The organism is Pseudoalteromonas sp. '520P1 No. 423' (assembly GCF_001269985.1).
Classification (GTDB): Bacteria; Pseudomonadota; Gammaproteobacteria; order Enterobacterales; family Alteromonadaceae; genus Pseudoalteromonas.
Window position 1 is genome coordinate 393,475 of record NZ_BBZB01000001.1, and the last position, 23,731, is coordinate 417,205.

The 23,731-nt window shown below is 35.0% G+C and carries 13 protein-coding genes and 1 pseudogene; 8 read left to right on the plus strand and 6 right to left on the minus strand.

Translation table 11 applies throughout. The features are described from left to right. Window positions 1–2: 2 nt before the first annotated feature. Together PSA_RS27015 and PSA_RS01835 are read right to left on the minus strand one after the other, a co-directional pair. Window positions 3–215, minus strand: a pseudogene (locus PSA_RS27015) (TfoX/Sxy family DNA transformation protein); the annotation flags it as partial. 91 nt (window positions 216–306) lie between these two features. Continuing rightward, entirely contained in the window at window positions 307–2,385 is a 2,079-nt protein-coding gene (locus PSA_RS01835) for a S9 family peptidase (RefSeq protein WP_042149015.1), read from the minus strand. 224 nt (window positions 2,386–2,609) lie between these two features. Between PSA_RS01835 and PSA_RS01840 the strand changes: the two genes are divergently transcribed. Beyond that, window positions 2,610–5,813 carry a glycoside hydrolase family 2 TIM barrel-domain containing protein gene (locus PSA_RS01840; protein WP_042149018.1) on the plus strand — a complete coding sequence of 1,068 codons (3,204 nt, stop codon included), beginning with the start codon at window positions 2,610–2,612 and terminating at the stop codon, window positions 5,811–5,813. Then, complete coding sequence (gene ygjK / locus PSA_RS01845; protein ID WP_042149021.1) at window positions 5,813–8,251, plus strand: alpha-glucosidase; 2,439 nt, start codon at window positions 5,813–5,815, stop codon at window positions 8,249–8,251. Before PSA_RS01840 ends, ygjK begins: the two co-directional genes overlap by 1 nt. 98 nt (window positions 8,252–8,349) lie before the next feature. On the opposite strand, the gene PSA_RS01850 is transcribed toward ygjK, so the two are convergent. The 4 genes from PSA_RS01850 to PSA_RS01860 form a co-directional block, all read right to left on the minus strand. Beyond that, window positions 8,350–11,997, minus strand: a complete 3,648-nt coding sequence (locus PSA_RS01850) for an ATP-binding protein (protein ID WP_052380131.1) — start codon at window positions 11,995–11,997, stop codon at window positions 8,350–8,352. 768 nt (window positions 11,998–12,765) lie between these two features. Continuing rightward, a complete protein-coding gene (locus PSA_RS26730) occupies window positions 12,766–12,900 on the minus strand; it encodes a hypothetical protein (protein ID WP_269432751.1) in 135 nt (44 codons plus the stop codon). A gap of 134 nt (window positions 12,901–13,034) precedes the next feature. Further along, window positions 13,035–13,544 (minus strand): glycine betaine ABC transporter substrate-binding protein, encoded by a 510-nt coding sequence (locus PSA_RS01855; RefSeq protein ID WP_082305602.1) that lies wholly within the window; start codon window positions 13,542–13,544, stop codon window positions 13,035–13,037. 119 nt (window positions 13,545–13,663) lie between these two features. Then, window positions 13,664–13,924, minus strand: coding sequence for a hypothetical protein (locus PSA_RS01860; protein ID WP_042149024.1), 261 nt, complete (start codon window positions 13,922–13,924; stop codon window positions 13,664–13,666). A gap of 545 nt (window positions 13,925–14,469) precedes the next feature. Here PSA_RS01860 and PSA_RS01865 point away from each other — a divergent pair. The 6 genes from PSA_RS01865 to vioE all read left to right on the plus strand — a co-directional run bounded on the left by PSA_RS01865 (window position 14,470) and on the right by vioE (window position 23,729). Further along, window positions 14,470–15,861 (plus strand): MATE family efflux transporter, encoded by a 1,392-nt coding sequence (locus tag PSA_RS01865; RefSeq protein WP_042149027.1) that lies wholly within the window; start codon window positions 14,470–14,472, stop codon window positions 15,859–15,861. 485 nt (window positions 15,862–16,346) lie between these two features. Then, a complete protein-coding gene (locus tag PSA_RS01870; RefSeq protein ID WP_042149032.1) occupies window positions 16,347–17,633 on the plus strand; it encodes an FAD-dependent oxidoreductase in 1,287 nt (428 codons plus the stop codon). Between the two features lie 38 nt (window positions 17,634–17,671). Continuing rightward, window positions 17,672–20,704 carry an iminophenyl-pyruvate dimer synthase VioB gene (gene vioB, locus PSA_RS01875; protein WP_042149035.1) on the plus strand — a complete coding sequence of 1,011 codons (3,033 nt, stop codon included), beginning with the start codon at window positions 17,672–17,674 and terminating at the stop codon, window positions 20,702–20,704. A gap of 2 nt (window positions 20,705–20,706) precedes the next feature. Next, complete coding sequence (locus PSA_RS01880) at window positions 20,707–21,996, plus strand: NAD(P)/FAD-dependent oxidoreductase (protein WP_042149038.1); 1,290 nt, start codon at window positions 20,707–20,709, stop codon at window positions 21,994–21,996. Next, window positions 21,996–23,129: a tryptophan hydroxylase gene (locus tag PSA_RS01885; protein WP_042149040.1), complete on the plus strand. Its 1,134-nt coding sequence runs from the start codon at window positions 21,996–21,998 to the stop codon at window positions 23,127–23,129. The genes PSA_RS01880 and PSA_RS01885 overlap by 1 nt, the downstream gene beginning before the upstream one ends. Then, window positions 23,130–23,729: a violacein biosynthesis enzyme VioE gene (gene vioE / locus PSA_RS01890; protein ID WP_042149044.1), complete on the plus strand. Its 600-nt coding sequence runs from the start codon at window positions 23,130–23,132 to the stop codon at window positions 23,727–23,729. Window positions 23,730–23,731 lie beyond the last annotated feature (2 nt).

Below are 23,731 nucleotides of genomic sequence, written 5' to 3' on the forward strand. Positions count from 1 at the left end.
GTTTATTGACTCCGCCCCCTTTTTATTTCTTCTTCTAACTCTTTAAAACCATCCAACTCAATTAATAAACGTCCTTTCTCTTCTTTAGCAATTTTCGCCCAATGTTTATTCTCTAAAGCCCCAACTAACGCAAATAAAAAGTTTAAGCTTTGCTTAGTATTTGAATTGTCTCGTAATTTTATAAATGTACGAACAGCACCTAACTTAGCAAGCTCTTCTGGCGTAGTAAAAGACTGAAAAGGGGTCGGAGTACATTAATTCATTTTTAAATTAATGTACTCCGACCCCTTTATAGATCTCTTAATTTTATACGTCTGTGAGGGTGATGAAAAATGCCATTTCTAAGGCTTTTTCTTTTAGGCTTTTAAAGCGGCCTGATGCGCCGCCATGACCTGCATCCATATCTGTTTTGAATACTAAAACATTGTCGTCTGTTTTATATTCACGCATTTTAGCAACCCACTTCATTGGTTCCCAATATTGTACTTGTGAATCGTGTAAGCCTGTTGTCACTAAAGTATTTGGATACGCTTGTTGCTTGATATTATCCATCGGAGAATAAGCTAAAATAGTATCGTAATCCGATTTATCGTTCGGATTACCCCATTCATCATATTCATTTGTTGTAAGCGGAATACTTTCATCAAGCATAGTAGTTAAGACATCTAAAAATGGTACATGACAGCCTATGCCCTTATAAAGCTCAGGCGCTTGATTTACCACTGCGCCCATTAATAAACCACCCGCACTACCGCCCGATGCGCATACTTTATCTTCAGCACCATAGCCTTGCTCTACTAAAGCTTTTGTTACGTCGATAAAGTCATTAAAGGTATTTTGTTTAAACTGTTTTTTACCATTATCGTACCAATCACGGCCTAACATTTCTGAACCACGAATATGCGCAATTACATATACAAAACCGCGATCTAATAGGCTTAATGCAGAGCTTGAGAAGTTTGGATCGATTGTGATGCCATACGCGCCGTAGCCATATTGAAATAATGGGTTTGTGCCATCTTTTTTGAATTTTTCTTTATGATAAACAATAGATACCGGCACTTTTACACCATCTCTGGCTTCAATAAATAAACGCTCTGACCCATAATTATCAGCGTTAAAGTCACCTAGTACTTTTTGTTGCTTCAATAGTTTACGCTCACCAGTATTTAAATCAAATTCAAATAATGAACCCGGTGTTGTTAAGCTTGAATAATATAGTCTTGCAGTTTCACTACTTGGCTCAGGGTTATCACCCACAGCAGCATAATAACAAGGGTCGTTAAATTCCAATGGGTATTTAGTGCCATCTTTTTTATAAACAACAAAACGAATTTGACCAAGCTCTCTCTCTGTAACAACCATAAAGTGAGTAAATAACTCTACGCCTTCAAATAATATATTTTCTCTATGAGCAATACATTCTAGCCATTGAGTTTTATCATGAATCGTATCTTGATTAGCAGTCATTAACCTGAAGTTTTTAGCCTGCCAATTGGTTGTGATATAAAAAATATCACCTAATTTATTGATATCAAACTCATGTTTTTCTTCACGTTCAATTACTTGAGTAAACTCACCATCGGGATTGTTAGCATCTAAAATCCAAGTATCGCTACTTTCAGTAGATTCAAGGTCGATGAAAATTAAACTCTCGTCACGGCTTTTACCTAACCCCATGTAAAAGCTACGATCATTTTCTTGATAAACTAATACATCATCAGTTTGTGAAGTGCCTAATTTATGGCGATAAACTTCAAAACCTAATAACGTTTTTAAGTCTTTTTTAACGTAAAAAACTGTTTTATTATCATTAGCCCAAACAGTTTGGCCTTCAGTATTTTCTAATACGTCAGCCAAGTATTCGCCGGTATCAATATCTTTAAAACGTATGGTATAAATACGGCGACCATCAGTATCTTCACTATAGGCAAGTAATTCGTCATTTTGGCTTATTGAGATATCGCCAAGTTCATAAAACTCATAATCACTGGCAAGCTGATTTACATCTAACAATAAAAGTTTATTTGCGCCTTCAAAGCTAGTTGTTCTGTAGTGACATGCAAACTCATCATCGCCACTTACCGTACTGTGGTACCAAAAATCACCATCACGTACAGGCACTGTGCTGTCATCTTTTACAATACGACCTTTCAGTTCTTCAAAAATCTTATCTTCTAATGGTTTTTGGCCAGCTAAGATATGATCACAATAATCATTTTCAGCTTTTAGATGAGCAAGTATTTCTTCATCTTGACGTTCATCATCACGCATCCAGTAGTAGCTATCGTCTCTTTGGTGATCATGGTGAGTCATTAAATGTGATAATTTTTTTGCTATCGGCGCTTTAATTTCTTTAGAAGTTTCAGATATTTTTTCAGACACTAAACGTTAGTCCATCAATAAGATAAGTATGCCTTGAGTTTACCCGATTAAATATGTGACTGCACTATTAAGAGGTATCTCTCAAGCTTGTAATTTTGCTCACTGAAATAACCCTACTAAAAAATTTTAAGTATTTACATGCATTTTTATTGAAAATTGACGACTAATTATGATACAAACCTATTTATAATATTAATTATATAATATACAAAACTGGTAATCTTATGAAAATTGCTTTCTCTACTTTAATAGTGTGTGCGGGTATCACAGCTAATGTTTTCGCTGAACAAAAGCCTAATTGGCAAAACCACCAAGTATTTGCCATAAACAAACAAGCACCCCACGCCACACTATTCCCGTATTTATCAAAGCAAGCAGCATTAGTAGACCAACCAAGCCAAAACAATAACTACTTATTATTAAATGGCTTATGGCAGTTTAATTGGCAAAAAGATCCTAAAAATGCACCAACGGGATTTGAGAAAAAAGGTTTTGATGATTCACAATGGTCGCAAATTCCTGTGCCTGGTAACTGGGAGATTGAAGGTTTTGGTTACCCAATTTATCTTGATGAACGCTTTCCATTTACCACAACTTGGCCAGATGCCCCTGAAGATTACAACCCTGTAGGTTCTTACCGAAAACCTTTTAAATTACCAGATAGCTGGAAAAACAAACAAGTATTTTTACATGTGGGTGCCGCTAAATCCTCATTAGATGTATGGTTAAATGGTAAAAAAATAGGTTATAGCCAAGGCTCAAAAACACCTGCAGAATTCGATTTAACCGAATATGTAAAAGAAGATAATTTATTAGCTTTTCAAATTCGCCGCTGGACAGACGCTAGCTATCTAGAAAGCCAAGATATGCTGAGAATTTCAGGTATAGAAAGAGACGTATATTTATACGCAACGCCTAAACAACATATTTTTGATTTTCATGCTAAGCCTGGTTTAAATAAAGACTTCACTCAAGGTGAATTTGAGCTCGATTTAACTGTTAAAAACTATGCTGATAAACAAGCTAAAAATTTAACTGCTAGCTATCAGTTATTAGACCCTGCGCAAAATATGACAGTGGTTTTAAATGCTTCACAAAAACTAAGTTTAAATAAGCTAGGTCAAAATGAATTATCTTTAAATGGTAAGTTAAATAAACCAAGATTGTGGACTGCCGAAACACCCAATTTATATACTTTATTAATTAATTTAGAAAATGAAAATGGCGAAATCATTGAGTCCTTAACGGATCAAATCGGCTTTCGTCATATCGAAATTAAAAATGGTCAGTTAACGGTAAATGGCAAAGCAATTTATATACGAGGAGTTGATCGTCACGAAACCTCACCGCAAAATGGTCACGTAGTAACTAAAGAATTAATGGAACAAGATATTCGCTTAATGAAGCAATTCAACATTAATGCAGTACGCTCTAGCCATTATCCAAACGACCCATATTGGTATGAGCTAACCGATAAATACGGCATGTATGTGATTGATGAAGCTAATATCGAATCGCATCCATTAGCAATCGATAAGAATACCCAAATAGGTAATGAAATGAGCTGGTTGCCAGCGCATTTAGACAGAACTCAACGCATGTTTGAGCGTGATAAAAATCACCCTTCTATTATTATTTGGTCTTTAGGTAATGAAGCCGGTGAAGGTAAAGTATTTGAAGCCACTTACCAATGGTTAAAAGAGAACGATGGTACCCGTCCAGTCCAATATGAGCCTGCTGGCGAAGCACATTATACTGATATTTTTGCACCTATGTATCCAAGCATAGAAAGGTTAGAAAAATACGCTAAAAATAATAATGACCGGCCAGGGATCATGATTGAATATGCTCACGCTATGGGTAATTCTGTTGGTAACCTACAAGATTACTGGGATGTGATCGAAAAGTACGATGTATTACAAGGTGGTTTTATTTGGGATTGGGTTGATCAATCTTTAGAATACACCAATGCGCAAGGCGTTAAATATTGGGCATACGGTAAAGATTTTCATCCTGATTTACCAAGCGATGGTAACTTTTTAAATAACGGTTTAATTAATCCAGATCGCGTACCTCACCCTCATTTATTTGAAGTGAAAAAAGTATACCAACCGGTTGGCTTTAAAGCGGTAGATATAAAAGCTGGTCTGATTGATATTCATAATAAGTTTATTTTCACTAACTTAAATGAATACGATTTACAGTGGCAATTAGAGGCTAACGGTGAGGTTATTGCAACTGGCCATCAAGCAATGCCAAATATAAAACCTGAAACAACACAACAAGTTCAATTAAACTTACCTAAGCTACCGAGCGCTAGCCCTAAAGAGTATTTCGTAACTGTTAAGGCTGTTGTAAATAAAACGAAACCCTTGCTTAAAAAAAGCCATGAGATTGCTTTTGAGCAATTTGAAGTGCCAGTGAAATATGTAAAATTTTCACAGAGTAAAACTCACATTCCATCAATCCCAAGTGCTGATAATTTAAAAATAGCCAATCAAAATGACTTAATGACTATTAGTAATAACTTAATATCGGCAACATTTGATAAAAAAACTGGTTGGTTATCCCAGTATCAATATCTAAATAATCAGCTAATAACGCGGCCTTTAGTTGCTAACTTTTGGCGTGCACCAACAGATAATGACCTAGGCAATCAAATGCAAAAATGGGCAAGTATTTGGCAAGGTGCAGGCGCAAAACTTAAGTTAAATAGCATAAATAATAAAGCTAACGAATCAGGCGTTGAAGTAAATACCCACTACAGCAGCAATGCCTTTAAAGGCAGCTATCAAGTGACTTATACTATTTCTCATTCAGGCGAAATCCATGTAAAAACAGCACTCGATTTAGCTGATAATCAAAAATTACCTAATTTACCGCGTTTTGGTATGCAGTTAGTGATCCCTGGCGAATACCAAAATATGAGCTGGTTTGGTCGTGGACCACATGAAACCTATGCCGATCGTAAAAGTGCAGCCAAAATATCGACCTATAAAGGCAAAGTGAAAGATCAAATCCATCATTATGCTCGCCCACAAGAAAACGGCAATAAAACTGATGTACGTTGGTTAGCGTTAAAAAGTAACAATGGCGCAGGGCTATTAGCTATTGGTGATAAACCATTATCAGTCAGTGCATGGCCATATCTACAAGCTGACATTGATTTTATTGCAGGTAAAGATGGCGAAGAATCAGCCTCAGGTTTAGTGCCTGTTACCTCTAAACATGGTGCAGAAGTGCCTATGAGAAACTTAGTAACAGTAAATATAGATCATAAACAAATGGGTGTTGGCGGTGATACATCTTGGGGCCGTTTAGTACACGCGCCTTATACGATAAAAGCACAAGATCACAGTTATGGCTTCACCTTAGTGCCTTTTATTAAACCACAAAGCGTTACTGAACTAGCAGCTAGGAAACAATAATGAATAAAGCATTTAAAAAACTCAAACCTGCTTTAAGTTTATTAGTTTTATCTAGTTTAAGCAGTTCGGTTAACGCAAGTAATACTACTTATGCAGATGTGATCAACCGTTTTGGTTCACCAGAACAAATGAAAGATTATGATAAATATGGCAATCAAAAATTCAGCCCTTTACTTGATATGGGTAGCTGGCATGGATTTTTATTACCAGATGAAGATAGCTTATTAGGCGCTTTTACAGGTCCTATGATCATTGCCGAAGAATATAGTTTATTTTTAGCCGAATCATTAGAACGATTAACTTTAGTTAATCAAAATACAGGTAATAATTATGACTTTTCAAAAGCGAATAAACAGCTTAATTCTCTACCTGGTAGTTTAAAACAAAGCTATATTTGGTCTGATTTAAAACTTGAATTATCACTTTCATTTGCAACCGACCGCAGTGCGATTGTCAGTACTAAAATCTCAAATTTAACACATCAGGATTTAGAATTAGATTTAAACTGGCAAGGTAAATTACTTAAGAAGTACAATGGTAATAAAACCATAAAACAAGCATTACCAAATTGGCAACGCAATATTAGCGTCATTGAGCGGGGCTTAGATATCAGTTTCAGTGAAGTACAAAATACCTGGAACATTATGATGTCCGATCAAGCACGTTATAGCATTAAACGCTCTATTGATTCCAATACGACAATTGATAAAACAAATTTAAGTTATACCAGTAACAGCACAGTTAAAGTTCCAGCAAATAAAAGCGAAACGCTTTATACAGTGCAATCTTATGTGCACAATCAAGATGAATATTTAAGTGAACAAATACAGGTAGCAAAAATACTAAGCCAGCCAAAAGATTATATATCTCAATCAAAACTGAGATGGGAAAATTATTTAGATCTAGGCTTAAGCAATCAAAATACTCTAATTGATAATAGATTGGCAGTTAAAACCATAGAAACCTTAAATGGTAATTGGCGCAGCGCAGCAGGTGAAATTAAACACGATATGGTGTCACCTTCTGTTACGGCACGTTGGTTTAATGGTGCCTGGGCTTGGGATACTTGGAAACATGCCTATGCTATGGCTAACTTTAATCCTGAAATCGCAAAAAACAATATTCGTGCAATGTTTGATTATCAAATACACGCTGATGATGCACTACGACCACAAGATGCAGGCATGGTGATAGATGCAGTATTTTATAATAAAGACAAAGCCCGTGGCGGAAAAGGCGGTAACTGGAATGAACGTAATACTAAACCGCCTTTAGCAAGTTGGGCTGTCTGGCAAGTTTACCAACAAACCAATGACATCAAATTTATTGAAGAAATGTACCCTAAACTTATTGCCTATCATGATTGGTGGTATCGCAATCGCGACCATAATCAAAATGGTTTAATTGAGTATGGTGCCACCAAACATAGAGCACATAACAACCCTAACGGTAATATCACCTTTAAAGTGCAATATGATAAACACCCTAAAGAGATCGATTTATCTAACTGTACTAAACAAGAAAAAAACTGGTATGCCTGTTCAGGCATAGTGTTATACGAACAAGTTTTAGATACTGGATTGTATCTCGATTTAGATATTGGCGCGCAACATGGCGCAGGTTGGGAATCTGGCATGGATAACGCTGCCCGTTTTGGTTTTATTAACTCAGAGCAAATAAATCAGTACGCTAAAAAGCATTATAAAGGCAACTTAAAGCAAGCTAGAGCTGATTGGCAAGTGCGCTTTTTTGAAAATAAAAACGATAAAGACGAACTGCTTGGTTTTTCAATCGATCAGGAATCCGTTGAACTAAATACTTACTTAGCGCAAGAAAAACAACTGCTCGCTAAAATGGCAAATCTGCTCAACCACAAAAAAGCAGCGAATCAATACAAACAACAAGCCAATACATTAATAAAACGTATCAACAGCTGTTTTTATGATGATAAAACAGGGTTTTATTACGACATAAAAATTACCAGTGATAAAAGCAGTGCCACGCAATGTGATGGCGAATTATTAGTAGCCAGAGGTCGCGGTCCTGAAGGTTGGAGTCCTTTATGGGCTGGCATTGCAGAGTCAAGTAAAGCCTCTGAAGTTGCAAAAATCATGTCACAAGCTACAGAGTTTAATAGCACTATTCCATTGGGCACTGCAGCATTAAGTAATCCAGCTTATCATGCTGATATTTATTGGCGTGGTAGAGTATGGCTTGATCAGTATTACTTTGGTGTTATTGCCTTAGCTAATTATGGTTTTAACGAACAAGCTGAGTTAATGGTTACTAAGCTACTAAAAAGTGCTGAGGGTCTAGCGGATGATGGCCCAATTAGAGAAAACTACAACCCTGAAACCGGTGCAGTACAAGGTGCAACTAACTTCAGTTGGAGTGCCGCTCATTTATACATGTTGTATCAGTATAAAACACAAAAATAACCGCTTGAGATAACTGTAATTCCCCTCGTTTTATAATCTAATGAAAATTGTCTAATTAGGTTATAAAACGCTTTTCTGCTTATATTCTGGTATTAAAATTAGTTTATACTCACCGGAAAATAGATTTTAACTTCAAAGCCACTTTCTGGGCTTGAGAAACACTTTATCTCTCCTTTTAATACTTGAGTTACCAAGTTATAAACGATATTCATTCCTAAGCCACTGCCACCTTGATTTCGTTTACTGGTAACAAAAGGATCAAATATATGTTTGAGCATATAAAGATCCATACCTTTACCATTATCAAAGTAATTTAAGCATATACGCCCTTCAAGTATGCTAATTTCAATGCGAATTTCACCTTTTTCTAAATGTTCAAAAGCATGTAAAACAGAATTATTAACTAAGTTCGTGATAACTTGATAAATGGGACCAGGGTATGTATTTATAGTTAAAGCTTCTGGTCCATCGATAACAACGCCAATCACCTTTTTATTAAATAAAGGTTTAACAGAATTCATTACTTCATGAATATATTCAGTTAAATTCACTTCCCTCTGAGTTTCAGAGTTTTGATCAACAGCAACTTGTTTAAAACTGGCGATTAAATGATTTGCGCGATCTAAATTTTTTAAAATTAACCTATAACCCTCTTTTTGATTATTATTAGAATTTATTAAGTCATCTTGAGTTAAACTTTTATTATCTAATTTTTGTTCCATTTCGATCAAACAATCTTGATTATGGGTAATTGCTGTCATTGCAATTCCTAATGGTGTATTTATTTCATGAGAAATACCCGCGACTAAACTACCTAAAGAAGCCATTTTTTCACTTTCAACTAACTCTTCTTGCGCAATCTCTAATTGAGACAATGCACTTTTTAACGCTTCATTTTTTTTAGATATTTCAACTGTTCTTAGCGACACCTTTTGCTCTAACTTGTCATTTAAGTCTTGTAAAGAATCTTCATGCTGTTTGAGAGCAGTTATATCTCTCATTGAACCTGCAATACGAGTGACTTTTCCTTGTGAGTTTCTAGCCACAACTTTACCTCTATCTAATACCCAACACCAATTACCAAAAAAGTCTTTAACTCGCACTGCTAATTCATAACTATCAACACCTTGATGTAAGCAGGCTTCTATTTTTTTATGCAGGGCATCTCTATCTTCAATATGAATAAAATCAATACTTTCACCATTTTGCCCATTTCCATAATCAATGCGAGATTCAACTGTATAACGACGTATTTTATTCTTGATTAAATCCCAATCCCAAAGTTCATCACCGCTAGCCCATAATGATAGTTCCAACCTTTGTTTGAGTTCAGCCATAGCGTGATTATCTTTAATAACTTGCTTGTATACCCAGTAACGATATAAAAATATTAAGATTATTGCGCTAGTAACTAAAAATATATAAACAACTTTACTGACTGAACTCCACCACCAAGGAGCTAATAATTCAATATTTAATTGATGCATATTTGACTTATTGCCATGCTGATCTAATGCATAAACTTCTAATTGATAACTACCTGGTAAAGGTTTAATTAAATTTATCTGCCTACTATTATCATCTAAGGACATCCACTTATCTGATAAGCCTATAATTCTGTAAAAATATGACATCTGTCGATGATTAGAGAAAGCTAAAACAACGTAGTTAAATGACATAATATCTTGATCGTAATTTAATGTAATTTCTTTCACCAAATGAGGCTGAAGTTGAATTAATTCTGGTGAATTTTGGGGAGTAATCTCTTCACCTAAAATAGAAATAGTATTCAGTAATAAATTAGGTTTATGCGTCACTTCAACTATTTCACTCGGTAAAAATTGGTTAAAGCCATTGGTTCCTCCTAAAAAAATCCTCCCTTCATTCGATTTCCAAGCCGCGCCAAAATTAAATTCTGCACTTTGTGCACCTTCGAGAGCACTATAATTATCAATTTCATAAGTATCTACATATATACGTGCTAAACCATCACTGGTACCTACCCACATGCTATTTATATCATCAAAAACAATACTCCAAACAGATTCATTAATAAGGCCTTTTTTTTGATTTAAAGATTCGATGATATTTAAATTATCATCCGTAATATTAATTCCTACTTCACTGGTACTCCAAATTCGACCTTTATCGTCTAATGCTAATGAAAATATGATATCTGAGAACAATCCATTTGATGTATTCAATTGTTCTAAACGATTATTGCGATATTTAAATAACCCGGCACCTACAGAACCAAACCAAAGAGTCTCATCTTTAACCAAAAGATCAGTTGTATCCATTGAGGTATTATTTTTGTCATTCAAATACCCAACAAACATATTTTTATGTTCATCATAGCGCAACAAACCATAACCTCGAGTGCTGGCAATAATATCACGACCATATAGAACTAAATCATTAACAGATACTGCAGGTGAATTGTTAAATTCTGAAGAATATTGCTCAAACTCATTAGTATTAATATTAAATCTAGCAATACCATCTCCTCTGCTTGTAAACCAAATATCATTACCATTTATAAAAAAATTAGTAATGAAAGCATTCTCAAATGGCCTTAACTGTTCATATAAAATATCAGCTTTAATAAATTTTTCATCATTAAATACATAAGCTCCCTTAGTTGTAGCAAACCAGAGTTGGCCTTTAGCATCGGAAGAAAATGCTCTGATATCTACATGGTCGATGGGGCTTTCTTGATAATTTTGATGATTAACATGACCAAACTTCTTTATTTCATTAGAGAAGTAGCTCACACCACCTGAGTTTGTTCCAATCCAAAGGCCAAGCTTATTATCAATAAATAAAGACAATACAATATCATCAGCTAAGCTATTTGATATTAAGTCATTATGTTGGTAAGTTTGGAGAAGTTGGCCTTTTGTATCAAATATTGAGACCCCTAAATTAGTGCCAACATAAATCATATTACTCTGTTTTATTACAACTTTGATTGTGTTTTTATCGTTTTCAGTTAACGAATGCCGCCACTTTAAATCTAGATTAGAGTCATTTATTTTATAATACTCTAGCCATGCATCGTTTCGACCTGCAACTATAAAGTTTTCAAGTATAGCAATTGTATTTAGAGCTTTATTTGTATGTTTTTTTAATTCATACGTTTTTCGCTCTACAGAAAATAAACCTTCATCAGTTGCGATAAATACATGATTTAAAGATAGCCTCATATCCATCACTTTTAAGTTTTGAGTTCCGTGAAATATAGTTACTTTAAAATCATCTAAACTAATTCTATATGCACCATTTGCCTGAGTACCTACAAAAATGTGTTCTTTTGAACATATTATTTTTTGCACATTATCTGAAGGAATCGTCGGGTTAAAACTTTTTATAAATGAACGAAATAAACCTGTATTTATATCATATAAACTCAATCCACTCGTAGTACCTATCCATAATCCATTCTCATCACAACTTTGTAGCGCTGTAATAAAATTACCCGCTAAATGATTTTTTGAAGCTGGTGTAGCTCTATACTGCACAAACTCATAACCATCAAAACGATTTAAACCCGTTTGTGTACCAAACCACATAAACCCTGTTTTATCTTGCGTAATCGCATTTACTGTCACCTGACTTAAACCAGACTCCGGAGTGAAATTCATCATAGGTAAATTTACATCCGTGAAAATTTCCTGCGCTATAACGAACAGTGGTTTTGCAAAAAGTAGTGCTATCAAAATAAAACAGATGGAACGTTTATCCATAAGCTAAGACACCCTATTTCTTTTAAACAATATATAAGGTTTTAGAGCTGCAAAGAGTAACAAAGTGGTCCACATAGTTAATGTAAAAACCAAGTATGAAATAGAGACAGCTCATCAGAGGGCAATATTAGAAACAAGAACAGAAAAGTTAACAGCCCCATTAACCATTTAAATTCTGTTTTATTTTGCTCATTCATAACCACACCTAAAACGAGAAGTTTTGTCCAATTAACTATAGTCGAAATAAAGAATAATACAGTGTGATTGACATTGTTATTCAGTCAATAGAAGCAATAAAAACGCTATCGTTTAACTCACTCATGCACGCGGGTTTAAAAAGCTTTAAAGATCCTTATTTTCACCTCATAAATCATCTTTTTATAGAAAAGCTGAGAGTAGCTAATATAAAAAATGTTTAAATAACAACCATAAAAACTAAAACCTTAATATTTACCTCAAAACCAATCTCGTTCAAATAAACCTCTAATAGATTAACAAGATGTAAAGCAACCAACTAGAACACCAAGAATAAGAGTTGCAAAATTGTTAAATACGTTAATATGTAAATAGAATCAATAAAACACACCTTAATAATTAATAAAACAGAAAATAAAAACCAATATAAATCATATATTTAAAGTTTAAAATTAGAACAGATTTAGTTTCATTATTGAGCAAGGCCTTCAATTTCCAGTTTCTGATTAGAAATACAAAGATCTTTTTTAATATAGTGAAAATGGCAAGATCCAAATTGATCTCTCACTCAATTTATTGATCAAACTCGGAACATTGAAAATCTAACCATTGCTGATTTTGTTTTGCATATTTTTTTAGCCACAGCGCTACAGATTGCTCCTCAGAAAAACCATCAGCAGAAACTAAAGCAGATGCTTCTGAAATCATGTCGTTGGTAAAACTAATTTTTTGAGAAGTGCATAGATGCAGGGTAATTTTGATTCAAGTCCAGGCCAAGCTGCTTTTTTTAATAATGTGCTTTTTGTATTGCCACAATCATGAAGCATTTTTTTATTTTGCCCTCAAGTGGGATAAAATTCACATGCTTCTTCATACTCAGGGAATTCAACAAATATACCTTTAATACGCACATCAATCCAATTAGGTGTCCAGTTAAGTATAACGATAGGTTGATTTGATTCTTGTGCTTGTTTTAATTTTTGCCAAATCGTATTTGCATCTTTTAACCTTTCTATAGTGAAGTTTAATTTAAGCGCCCTAATTAAATCAGCATCGCGATAATTCCATGGTCCGGTATAAAAAATTCCTTTTTCAGCGTTGTTATCAAGATTAAAAATACTTGCACAATTATTTAATGCGCGCCAATCTGGTAATCCACTACAGCTTTTTTCTACATACTCTGGATACCACCAATCTTCCCGACCAATAGCTTGATGACTACCAACATCAACAATAAAACCTTTATTTACATAAGTTCTAAAGGGCCCTATACGCTCACTTTGCCAAACCTCTACTTGTAAATGAATTAGGCCCTTTCTCAAAGCGACCCACTGATCCGTAGAACTGCCCAATTAACATAATGACTTAGCTCTTCTTCTTTAAGTGTGCGGCCTTTATATTTTGATAATATTTGGGTTAACTCCACCCTAAACTCCTAAGTACATATTAAATAACTTTATTTTTAAGTAGCTTACGCCAGCCAATCACATTTTGTGGGCCGGTAAGTTTGATAATCATATTTCTGATAAATCGGCCAAATACATTCATAAATATCATCAAAATTACTTACATTTCGTTGGTTGCTATTAATAGCGTTTACCTTCTTCAAACTTATTAATTGATCCATAATTTGCTCTTTAGTGCCCACAAAACCACCATGAGTTGCATATTGTGCGATGTATTTATCTGCAGCACTACTTACTTGAGCTAACTGTGTTATTAATTTGTCCACTTAATTCCCCTTAAGCTAATAATGAAATAAAGCACTTTAAAATTGAAAATCTATCATTATTAAATGCTTCTAAAATTTGTTCACATCATTCTGTACCATATTTATTTTTTACTTCTTTAAATAACAAACTATAAATAAATTCAGATTGCATATTTGTAAGTTCAAAACTTGGGTCATTTTTTAGTTTTATTGTTATCTTATCCATGAAATACCCATTTATATACAGCTTTGAATAAAGCCTATCGGCTCTATATTTGTTATTTTTCTAAAAGTTTGTTTATTAATACATGAACAGTTTTGATTGATAGTTAATAAAAAATGCGGTGGTTGGAAATATTTACACTAAATTAAAGATGTAAAAATTAATAGATACCCAATTCTTAAGTTTTTATCAGTCTCCCGCTAAAGTTTAACAAACATTTTTGCATGTTTATTTTTATGTAGTGAAAGCAACAAATATAAAACCTCATAAAAAAGGGTGATACAAAACCATAACCATTTATTAGTAAACTAGCGCACACTAAATCAACCATTTTAGGTACAAAATGACCACTAACACCTTAGAGCTTGAAGATCAGCCAGAACAATTGCAGTCTCCTTTATTAACAGACACTGTTTTTAAACAATTCAGTTTTCTAGCTATTCCAGCTATTTTGGGGATGCTAATCAATGGTATGTATAGTTTTGTAGATGCTTTATTTATTTCTCAAGGGATTGGAGCTAATGCCATGGGGGCTGTTTCTGCTGTATTTCCAATTCAAATGTTTTTAATCTCAATTAGCACTATGATAGGTAGCGGAATGGCCTCTGTTGTTGCGCGTTATTTAGGTGCAAAAAGACAGCAAGATGCTGATACCGTTTTTTCAACTTCATTTTTATTGGCTGTCATAAGCGCACTTATTTTTTGCCTATTAATTTATATAACGCGAGATGCTATTTATGAATTATTGGCAGTTCCTGTTGCATTACGCTTTGAAGCTAATAGCTACATTACCCCTATCATTATATTTTGGGTGATTGGTTTCATTAGCAACCAAATAACCGAGGGATTTCGTGCTTCAGGAAATCCAAAAGCGATGATGCAGGTACTATCAACAGCTTCAATTCTCAACATCATTTTAGATGCGTTGTTTATATTTGTATTTGAATGGGGCATAGCTGGTGCTGCTTGGGCAACGATAATTGCAATTACACTAGGTTTATTAATGGCTATGCAATTACAGAAAAAAGGGGAAAGCGCGGTAAGATTTAGCTGGTGTAAGCTTATTAGCCCAATAAAGTTTCACCTAAAAATATTAGGTTTAGGATTGCCTGTATTATTATCCCACGGTGGTTTTTCAGTGACGCTTGCAGTAACCGTTTATTCTATTTCAACTGTATTTATAGGTGTATCAGAGCCGTTAATCGCTGCACATGGCATATTAATAAGGTGCTTTATGTTCTTGTTTTTACCAATAATAGGCATGATGGTTGCCCTGCAAACCTTATCTGGATATAACTATGGCGCAGGTAAATACCATAGGGTAAAACAGGCTTACTTTGTCGCTATTGCAACGAGTACTATTTGGGGCGCAATTGTAACATTCATTTTATGCTTCAATTCAGACTGGTTACTTACCATGTTTACAGATGATATAGAGGTTATTGAACTTGGTAGTGAGCTAGCACCAATTTGTTTTGCTGGATTCATTACAGCGAGTTTTTGTATGATGTCTAGTGGACTATTTCAAGGTTTAGGTCGAGCTTTACCGGCAACATTATTAGATGCAGCTAGAACCTATGTATTACTTTTACCATTGATGTACTTTTTACCAAGTCTGATTGGCGAACAAGGCGTTTGGTTTGCATTTCCTATCGCCGATTTAGCAGGAGGACTATTTGCAGTTTCTTTTTCTTTATTTCATTTAAATAAACTAACAAAAGAAACGAAATACTAGATCGTCATAAAAGATTCATATTCCCACATTTATAAAAATACGCCTTTTCTCGATTGTCTTTTGTTTAAGGCAATCGAGATCTTTTAATGAAATAACACCTTCATTTCTTATACAACCTTCATTGTTAAACGCCGTAACATCAACCCATAACAATAAAAAGCACAATAAAAAACACAATAAAAAACAATGCAATAAATATTTAAAATCCGATGTAACATTAATATTAATTCAGGATAGATATATTTAAATAACTTTAAAGTTCAGGCTAATAAACTTATTTATATAGTCAAAAAAGTACCTTAGTTTTAATACTCAATAATCTCTTTTATATAAAGATACAAAAATAGTACTAATTACACCCCTCTATTCCCTATTATAGGAACATATGTTAATTTACATTCGTTTACACGAGTACCTCTTTTGGGGTCTTGTATTTTACAGGGGTAAACAACAAGCCATTTAAAATTTTTCAGGGAACATGACATATGTCGAATCAAGAAAATACTATATCCATTGTAGGGGCTGGAGTTTCAGGGATTATGTGCGCGCTTACGCTCGCTAATTTCCATCTAGGTAGCAAAAAAGTAATTAAAGTTTTTGAACATAAAAAACGTGTCGGCGGCAGAGCGCATGCAATTAAAGTTCAAGAACAGTTTATTGATCTTGGGGCTGGTCGATTTTCACCACAACTTCATAAAAATATTAATGAATTGATAGCACATTTTAATATTGAACATGAAAGTTTTCCTTTTACACAATTAACACGACCACAAGAACTTCATAGTGAATTAAAGGAGATTTTAAACAAATTAAAGCCTTTGTGTGCTGAACACAAAGATGAATCCTTTTTGGATTTTTTAACCTCTTATTTAGGTGAAGAACAAAGTAAAGATATTATCAATGCGCTTGGATATGATTCTTTATCCTTGCCATTTATCACCCCCAATATTGCTTACGATATTATTGAAAAGCACCCTGAGATCCAAGGGTTCTCTGATAACGCGGGATATACATGGCGAAACCTTAAGGCCGGATTTTGCACTTTACCTCAAATCTTATATAAAAAAGCAGTTGAATTAGGTGTTGAGTTTCATTTTGATTATGAGCTTATTACAATTGATACCCATATAAAAAAACCGGCTTTAACTTTAAAAAATAGTGATGATGAGATTATTCGAATAACCCAAGGGGATATGATCGTCACATTGCCACCAACAGCAATGAGCAGGCTCAATTGTAACTTTCCGCAAGATTGGACCCATTATACTTATGGTTCTATTCCTCTCTTCAAAGGTTTTCTTTTCTACGATACATCATGGTGGCAAGAATTATCATTAACAGATCATGTCATCATCACCAATAACCCAATACGAAAGCTGTACTTTAAAGATAATAGATACATCTTTTTTTACACTGATAGTGAATACGCTAATTTCTGGCAAGAAACCAGTCAACATGGCGAAGAACATTACTTAAAAACAGTAAAAGAATTGATGGCTGAAGCAATTCAGTGCCACATAGATCAAATTCCAGATCCAATTGAACAGACTCATAAATATTGGATACATGGTGTTGAATTTTCCAAAGAGTGTAGTCCAACCCACCCTCTGAGTTTTGTACACAAAAAAAGTAAAATAATTTCCGCTTCTGATGCTTATACACCCCACTGTGGTTGGATGGAAGGAGGCATTATGGCTGGTAAAAGTGCGGCCTTAAAACTTCTAAAACGGATTGAAGCTGAAGAAGAAAGCATGACCGATAGTCATGAATAAAAGTTAAAGAAAATGACAAAAATAGGAAATTACATAAAATGAGTATTCTCGATTTTCCACGAGTTCATTTTAAAGGTGTGGCGCGTGTTAACGTGCCAACAGCAAACAGAAATATCAATAATACACTCGATATAACAACAAATACTGTTTTACAAAATGGTGCAGCTTTTGATTTAAAACAACACCCAAGTAAATGTCATGAATATTTAAAAGCTTTTGAACCTAAATTCAATGCGCAAGGCCAAGAAGATAAAGCAGGACAATTTAATCATGTTACTGGTTATAACATGATAGGTAATAACCATTTTTCTTGGGAGAATACTTTTGTCACATCGGTTCAATTAAAACATGGCAGTTACCAAACAGATGATCCGCTGGTAGGTAGTAAATTGGCATTATGGGGTCATTATAATGAGTATTTAAGGACATCTTTTAATCGTGCTCGGTGGGTTGATAACGATCCAACTCGACGAGATTCGGCATTAATATATGCTGGGCAATTAACTATTAGTGATGGAGATGCGAGTGCGAATACCGCTCATATATTATCTTCAGATATAGATTGCACTCACGGTGTGCGCTGGCTAAACCCAGGGTACATTGTTAATAAGCCAAAACATTTCATGCAAGATGAAATGGCTGAAGCAAGGTTATTTCAATTTTCAGTGAGTAAAGACAATGAAAACTTTATATTTAATCAGCTTAATATTGATTCAGCATTCTTAGAGCAGTTAAAGATTACACTTGAAGATCCTGAGGTACTAGGCTTAACAGTTCAGTACTGTATTTCTAATTTATCTCCCCCCAGCCAACCAGATACCCCTGTATTTTGTGATTTACAAGGCACTATCAGTGTGTGGCGTAAACAAGATATGGCAACCAGCCCTACTGGCAGGATCCTACAACCAGATGATACCTCTCAATTTTCACCAATAGCGGTAAAAATAAAAGATAATTGGGTCAGTTTTAATATGCCCATTAGCATTCCATATCAAAGTTATGCTGAGGTGTTGCCAGTTCAAAGCGGTCTGCCGCCAAAACTAACCCACAAAGCCGCTCTTGGTGATTTAATATTAAAATCAGATTCAGGAAAAACGCTCGCTGTTTTACCTGAATCCGTATACCAACAAGCCAATAACAGTACTGGTGTATTTGATGTGCCTTTACTCGTTAATGATGCGCAACTAGAAACGCAATCACTCAGTTTACAGTCAAATCAGCATAACTGGCATGAAACTGATTGGCACATACAAGCTGAACAGCACATCATCGCAATTGAATCGGCAAATCCTAAATCTGATTATAAAAGTACACACGCTATCGATGTATTTAGTTATTTCAGAGGTAAACCCCACCCTATTAATAAATTAATTCCTAATATAACAACGCCTAACAATTTACGGTGTGATGTTTATATCGAAACTGATAAAAGTGGTAGAGGTCAACTCAATATTGAAAGCTTAGCGCCTGGTAGCGGTGAATTGTTTTTAGGTGAGCACCATAGCCCAGTACAAGTTCGCATACTCAGTGATGATTGGTCTTTACTCGATGTCGCAGATGAAAATGTAGATTATGATTTCCTTTATCATAATGTAATGGGCTATTACGAACTACTTTATCCTTTTATGGCTGACAAAGTATTTAGTATGGCCGATAAGTGTAAATGTGAGACTTATGCCCGTTTAATGTGGCAAATGTGCGACCCTAAAAACCGCGACAAAAGTTATTACATGCCTAGTACTCGAGAAATGTCCTCGGTTAAGTCACATTTATTTCTGAAATATTTAAGTAATGTTGAGCAATCAGCAATGCCTAAAGAGCTACCGCCATTAGAGCCCCAGTTTACTGCGCAAGGTAGTATTAAAACTAAAGCTCAGTTAATAAGCAAGCTACGTGATGCGGTAGATTTAGAGTTATCGATTATGTTGCAATATCTTTATAGCGCCTATTCGTTACCTACCTATGCTGCAGGGGAGCAATATGTAGAGTCAGAACGTTGGACACAAGCTCAGTTAGAGTTAGTTAACGGTTCCAAGGAAAGGCGAAAAAACAGTGGTTGGCGAGGTGCTATTTTAGAGATCGCCCATGAAGAAATGATACATTATTTGGTCATCAATAATATCTTGATGTCTCTAGGTGAGCCTTTCTACCCTGGAGAGCCTGTTTTTGCACAAGCCGCCAAAGAGAAGTTTGGCTTAGATACTGAATTTTCTTTTGAGCCTTTTTCTGAGCATATTATTGCTAAGTTTGTCCGCTTTGAATGGCCTCATTTCTTTCCTTCTGTTGGTAAGTCGATAGCCGATTTTTATAACGAAATTCGTATTGCTATCAACGAAATACCCGACTTATATACCCAAGACATGAATAAGCAAGGTGGTGAACATCACTTATTTTTAAACGAAATAATAAACCGTGCTTATCCTAATTATCAGTTTGAAGTTTATGATAAAGAAACTGCATTATTTGCTATCGACTTTGTTACCGAGCAAGGTGAAGGCGCTAGTGCTGATTCTCCACAATTTGAACATAGCCATTTTAACCGCTTAAGATCTATATCTAAAAACCTCACTCTTAGCGACATTCCTTTTGAACCTGCTTATCCCGTTTTAAAAAATCCAGTGATAAGTCAGCGAGCAGGGTGCAATGTTGTTACAAACCCGAATGCCAGAGCTTTAATGACGCTTTATCAAGGTTGTCATGAACTGATGTTTAAAATGATGATGCAACATTTTGCACAAACTTCAAAAGGGAGTATGCGTCGATCTCGATTAATGAATGCCGCTATAGATTTAATGACAGGTATTTTAAGGCCTTTATCAGTGCACCTTATGACTTTACCGTCTGGAACTGCAGGTCGAAATGCAGGTCCCCCACTACCTCAAGCTATTAAATTTAAAGCGACATCAAATTACGAAAAAGGCTGCCTTGCATTAGCGCAAGCGTGTAAAGAACTTGCTGAAACAGCCAAAGAAATAAAAGCAACCCCACCAGAAACACAAATAGAATTACTTGAGTTTTATCAAAAACAAATGACTGAACTCGCAACAAATAAATTATCAAGGGAAGGTTAATAATGAAAAAAATAATCCTTGTTGGCGGCGGTCTAGCTGGCAGTCTTACAGCAATATTTTTAGCGAGAAAAGGACTCGAAATTCATGTTATTGAAAAGCGAGGAAATCCTTTACTCGATCAAAGTGATTACATAGACCAAGTTAGCTCAAGGGCAATAGGTGTCAGTATGACTGTCCGTGGCATAGAGGCTGTTGTTGAAGCTGGCATTCCACTTAAAGAGCTTCAAGCCTGTGGTATAGAAGTATCAGGTATGTCTTTATTTGTTGCCGGTAAAAATAAAATAAGAGAACTCCCTCCATTAGATAAGTTAAAACCATTGTCTCTTAGTCGCAGTGCTTTTCAGTTATTACTCAATAAATATGCAGAAAAAGCAGGCGTTAATTACCATTACAACCAGCGCTGCATTGAAGTTAATTTAAATAAATGTCACCTGTTAACTAAAGATTTAAATGATAATTTTATTGAGCACTCAGGTGACTTATTAATTGGTGCGGATGGCGCACGCTCTTGTGTAAGAGATGCCATGCAAACTCACTGTCGACGATTTGAATTTGAGCAAACATTTTTTAAACATGGGTATAAAACCTTAGTTATTCCAGATGCTAAAAAAGTCGGCTTAAGGCCTGATCTTTTACACTTTTTTGGCATGGACTCTCATGGTCAATTTGCAGGTAGGGCAGCAACGATCCCTGATGGCAGTATCAGCTTCGCGGTTTGCCTACCCTTTAAAGGAAAAGTAAGTCTACATACAGATGATAAAGTCGCCATGCGAGAATTTTTTGACCGATATTACTCTATGGTACCTAAACATATTCGCCAAGAGTTACTAGAACAATTTATGGTTAAGCCGAGTAATGATCTTATTAATGTGCGCTCATCTACTTTTCACTATAAAGATAAAGCCTTACTGATTGGCGACTCTGCGCATGCAACAGCGCCATTTTTAGGTCAAGGCATGAATATGGCTCTTGAAGACGCTTATGTTTTATCATGCTTATTTGATAAATATGATGCTAATTTAAGTAAAATTTTACCTGACTTTACAACCTTACGAAAAGTAGAAGCCGATGCAATGCAAGACATGGCAAGAGCAAATTATGAAGTATTAAGTTGTTCAAACCCTATTTTCTTCCTAAGAGCCAGATACTTACGTTATATGGGTCAAAAACTTCCAAAGCTTTACCCGCCAGATATGGCAGAGAAATTATATTTCACTTCAATGAAATACAGCAAAATTAGACACTTTCAACAAAAACAAAATGTTTGGTACAAAATAGGGAGATTAAATTAATGAATATTCTTGTGATCGGTGCAGGTCCAGCAGGTCTTATGTTTTCTAGTCAAATCAAAAAACTAAACCCTGATTGGCATATCAATATTATAGAAAAAAATAATCAAGATGAAAGTGTTGGTTGGGGTGTTGTGTTGCCAGGTAGAGCACCACATCATCCTGCGAATCCGCTGTCATATTTATCTAATCATGAATCATTAGATGCGCAATACATAGAAGAGTTTAAGCTTACACATCATAATGACTCAGCCTTAACTAAAACCGGCGTCACTTTATGTGGTGCCGAGCGTAAATCTATGGTGCATGAACTTCGTCAATTATGTATTGGTTTAGGTATTTCGATTGAATATGAAAAACCGGCATCAAAACTCGTTGACCTACAATGTAACAAATATGATTTAGTTGTTGTTTCAAATGGTATTAATCATACATCAACGTACTATAAAGAAGCATTAAAGCCTAAAGTTGAATTCGGTAAAAATCGTTATATGTGGTACGGGACGACTAAAAAGTTTGATGAAATGAATTTAATTTTCAAAACGAAAGCTAAAGGTATTTTTGTTGCTCACTGTTATAAATATTCCAGTAATATGAGTACTTTTGTTGTTGAATGTAGTGAAGAAACGTATATAAATTCAGGTCTTGATGAAATGTCGACTCAAAATGCCGAAGCCTTTATTGCTTCAGTATTTGAAGAAGAGTTAGACGGTCAAACGGTTATATCACCAAAAGGGCTCAAATGGCGTAACTTCATGACATTGAGTCATGAACAAGCCTATAGCGATAATATTGTTTTACTAGGTGATGCACTGCAATCAGGACATTTTTCTATTGGTCACGGTACGACTATGGCTGTAGTTGGCGCACAAATGTTAGTTAAATCGGTTTACGATCATAGTGATAATATTGCTACGGCGTTAGAAGATTTTAACCAAAATGTGATGCCTGTCATGCAATTGTTTGATCAACATGCAAGTACTAGCCGATTATGGTTTGAAAGCGTAGAAGACCGCATGCATTTATCAACTCCTGAGCTAGCACAAAGCTTTGCGACGCGCAGAAACCAATTACCTCCTCTACCGCCAGCGTTAGGACAAGCACTTGAAAAAGCTTTAGCGCGAGGAGAAAAGTAAATGCAGTTTAATAAAATAACAAAAGTCGCTCCTTTATTACCTGAACAATGGAGTAGCAGTTACATTTCATATTGGATTCCTATGCAGCCTGACGATGATATTACTTCAGGGTACTGTTGGTTCGATTATAAAAAAAATGTTTGTCGCATTGATGGTTTATTTAACCCTTGGTCTGAGAAAAAAAAGGGTCACAGATTATGGATGTCTGAAATCATGTACCCCAGTACTGATGAATCATTTAAATCTAAAGTGTCATATACGCGGAACGATATGACAAAGACTTCTGCATTTGAAGCTGCAGTATTAAATGATGAAATAGACCCTTGTCATGAACTGATACTTACGCAAGATGTATTAATAACATGCAATGCACAATATATTGGTACATCTAATATTCTAGGTCATGAAGTTGATGAATGGTTTTTTCAACGTCCTAATGGCAAAGGACCTGCTACTTATTACTTTATAAGTGATACCAATCACTTAGTACGTATGATAACCGGAGATCCAAAAGTACAGGCGTCAGTAAGAGACTTTCCAAACTTCAATACTTATAAAATTTCTCAAAAAACATTTCAACCTGAACCCTTAAATAAATAAGG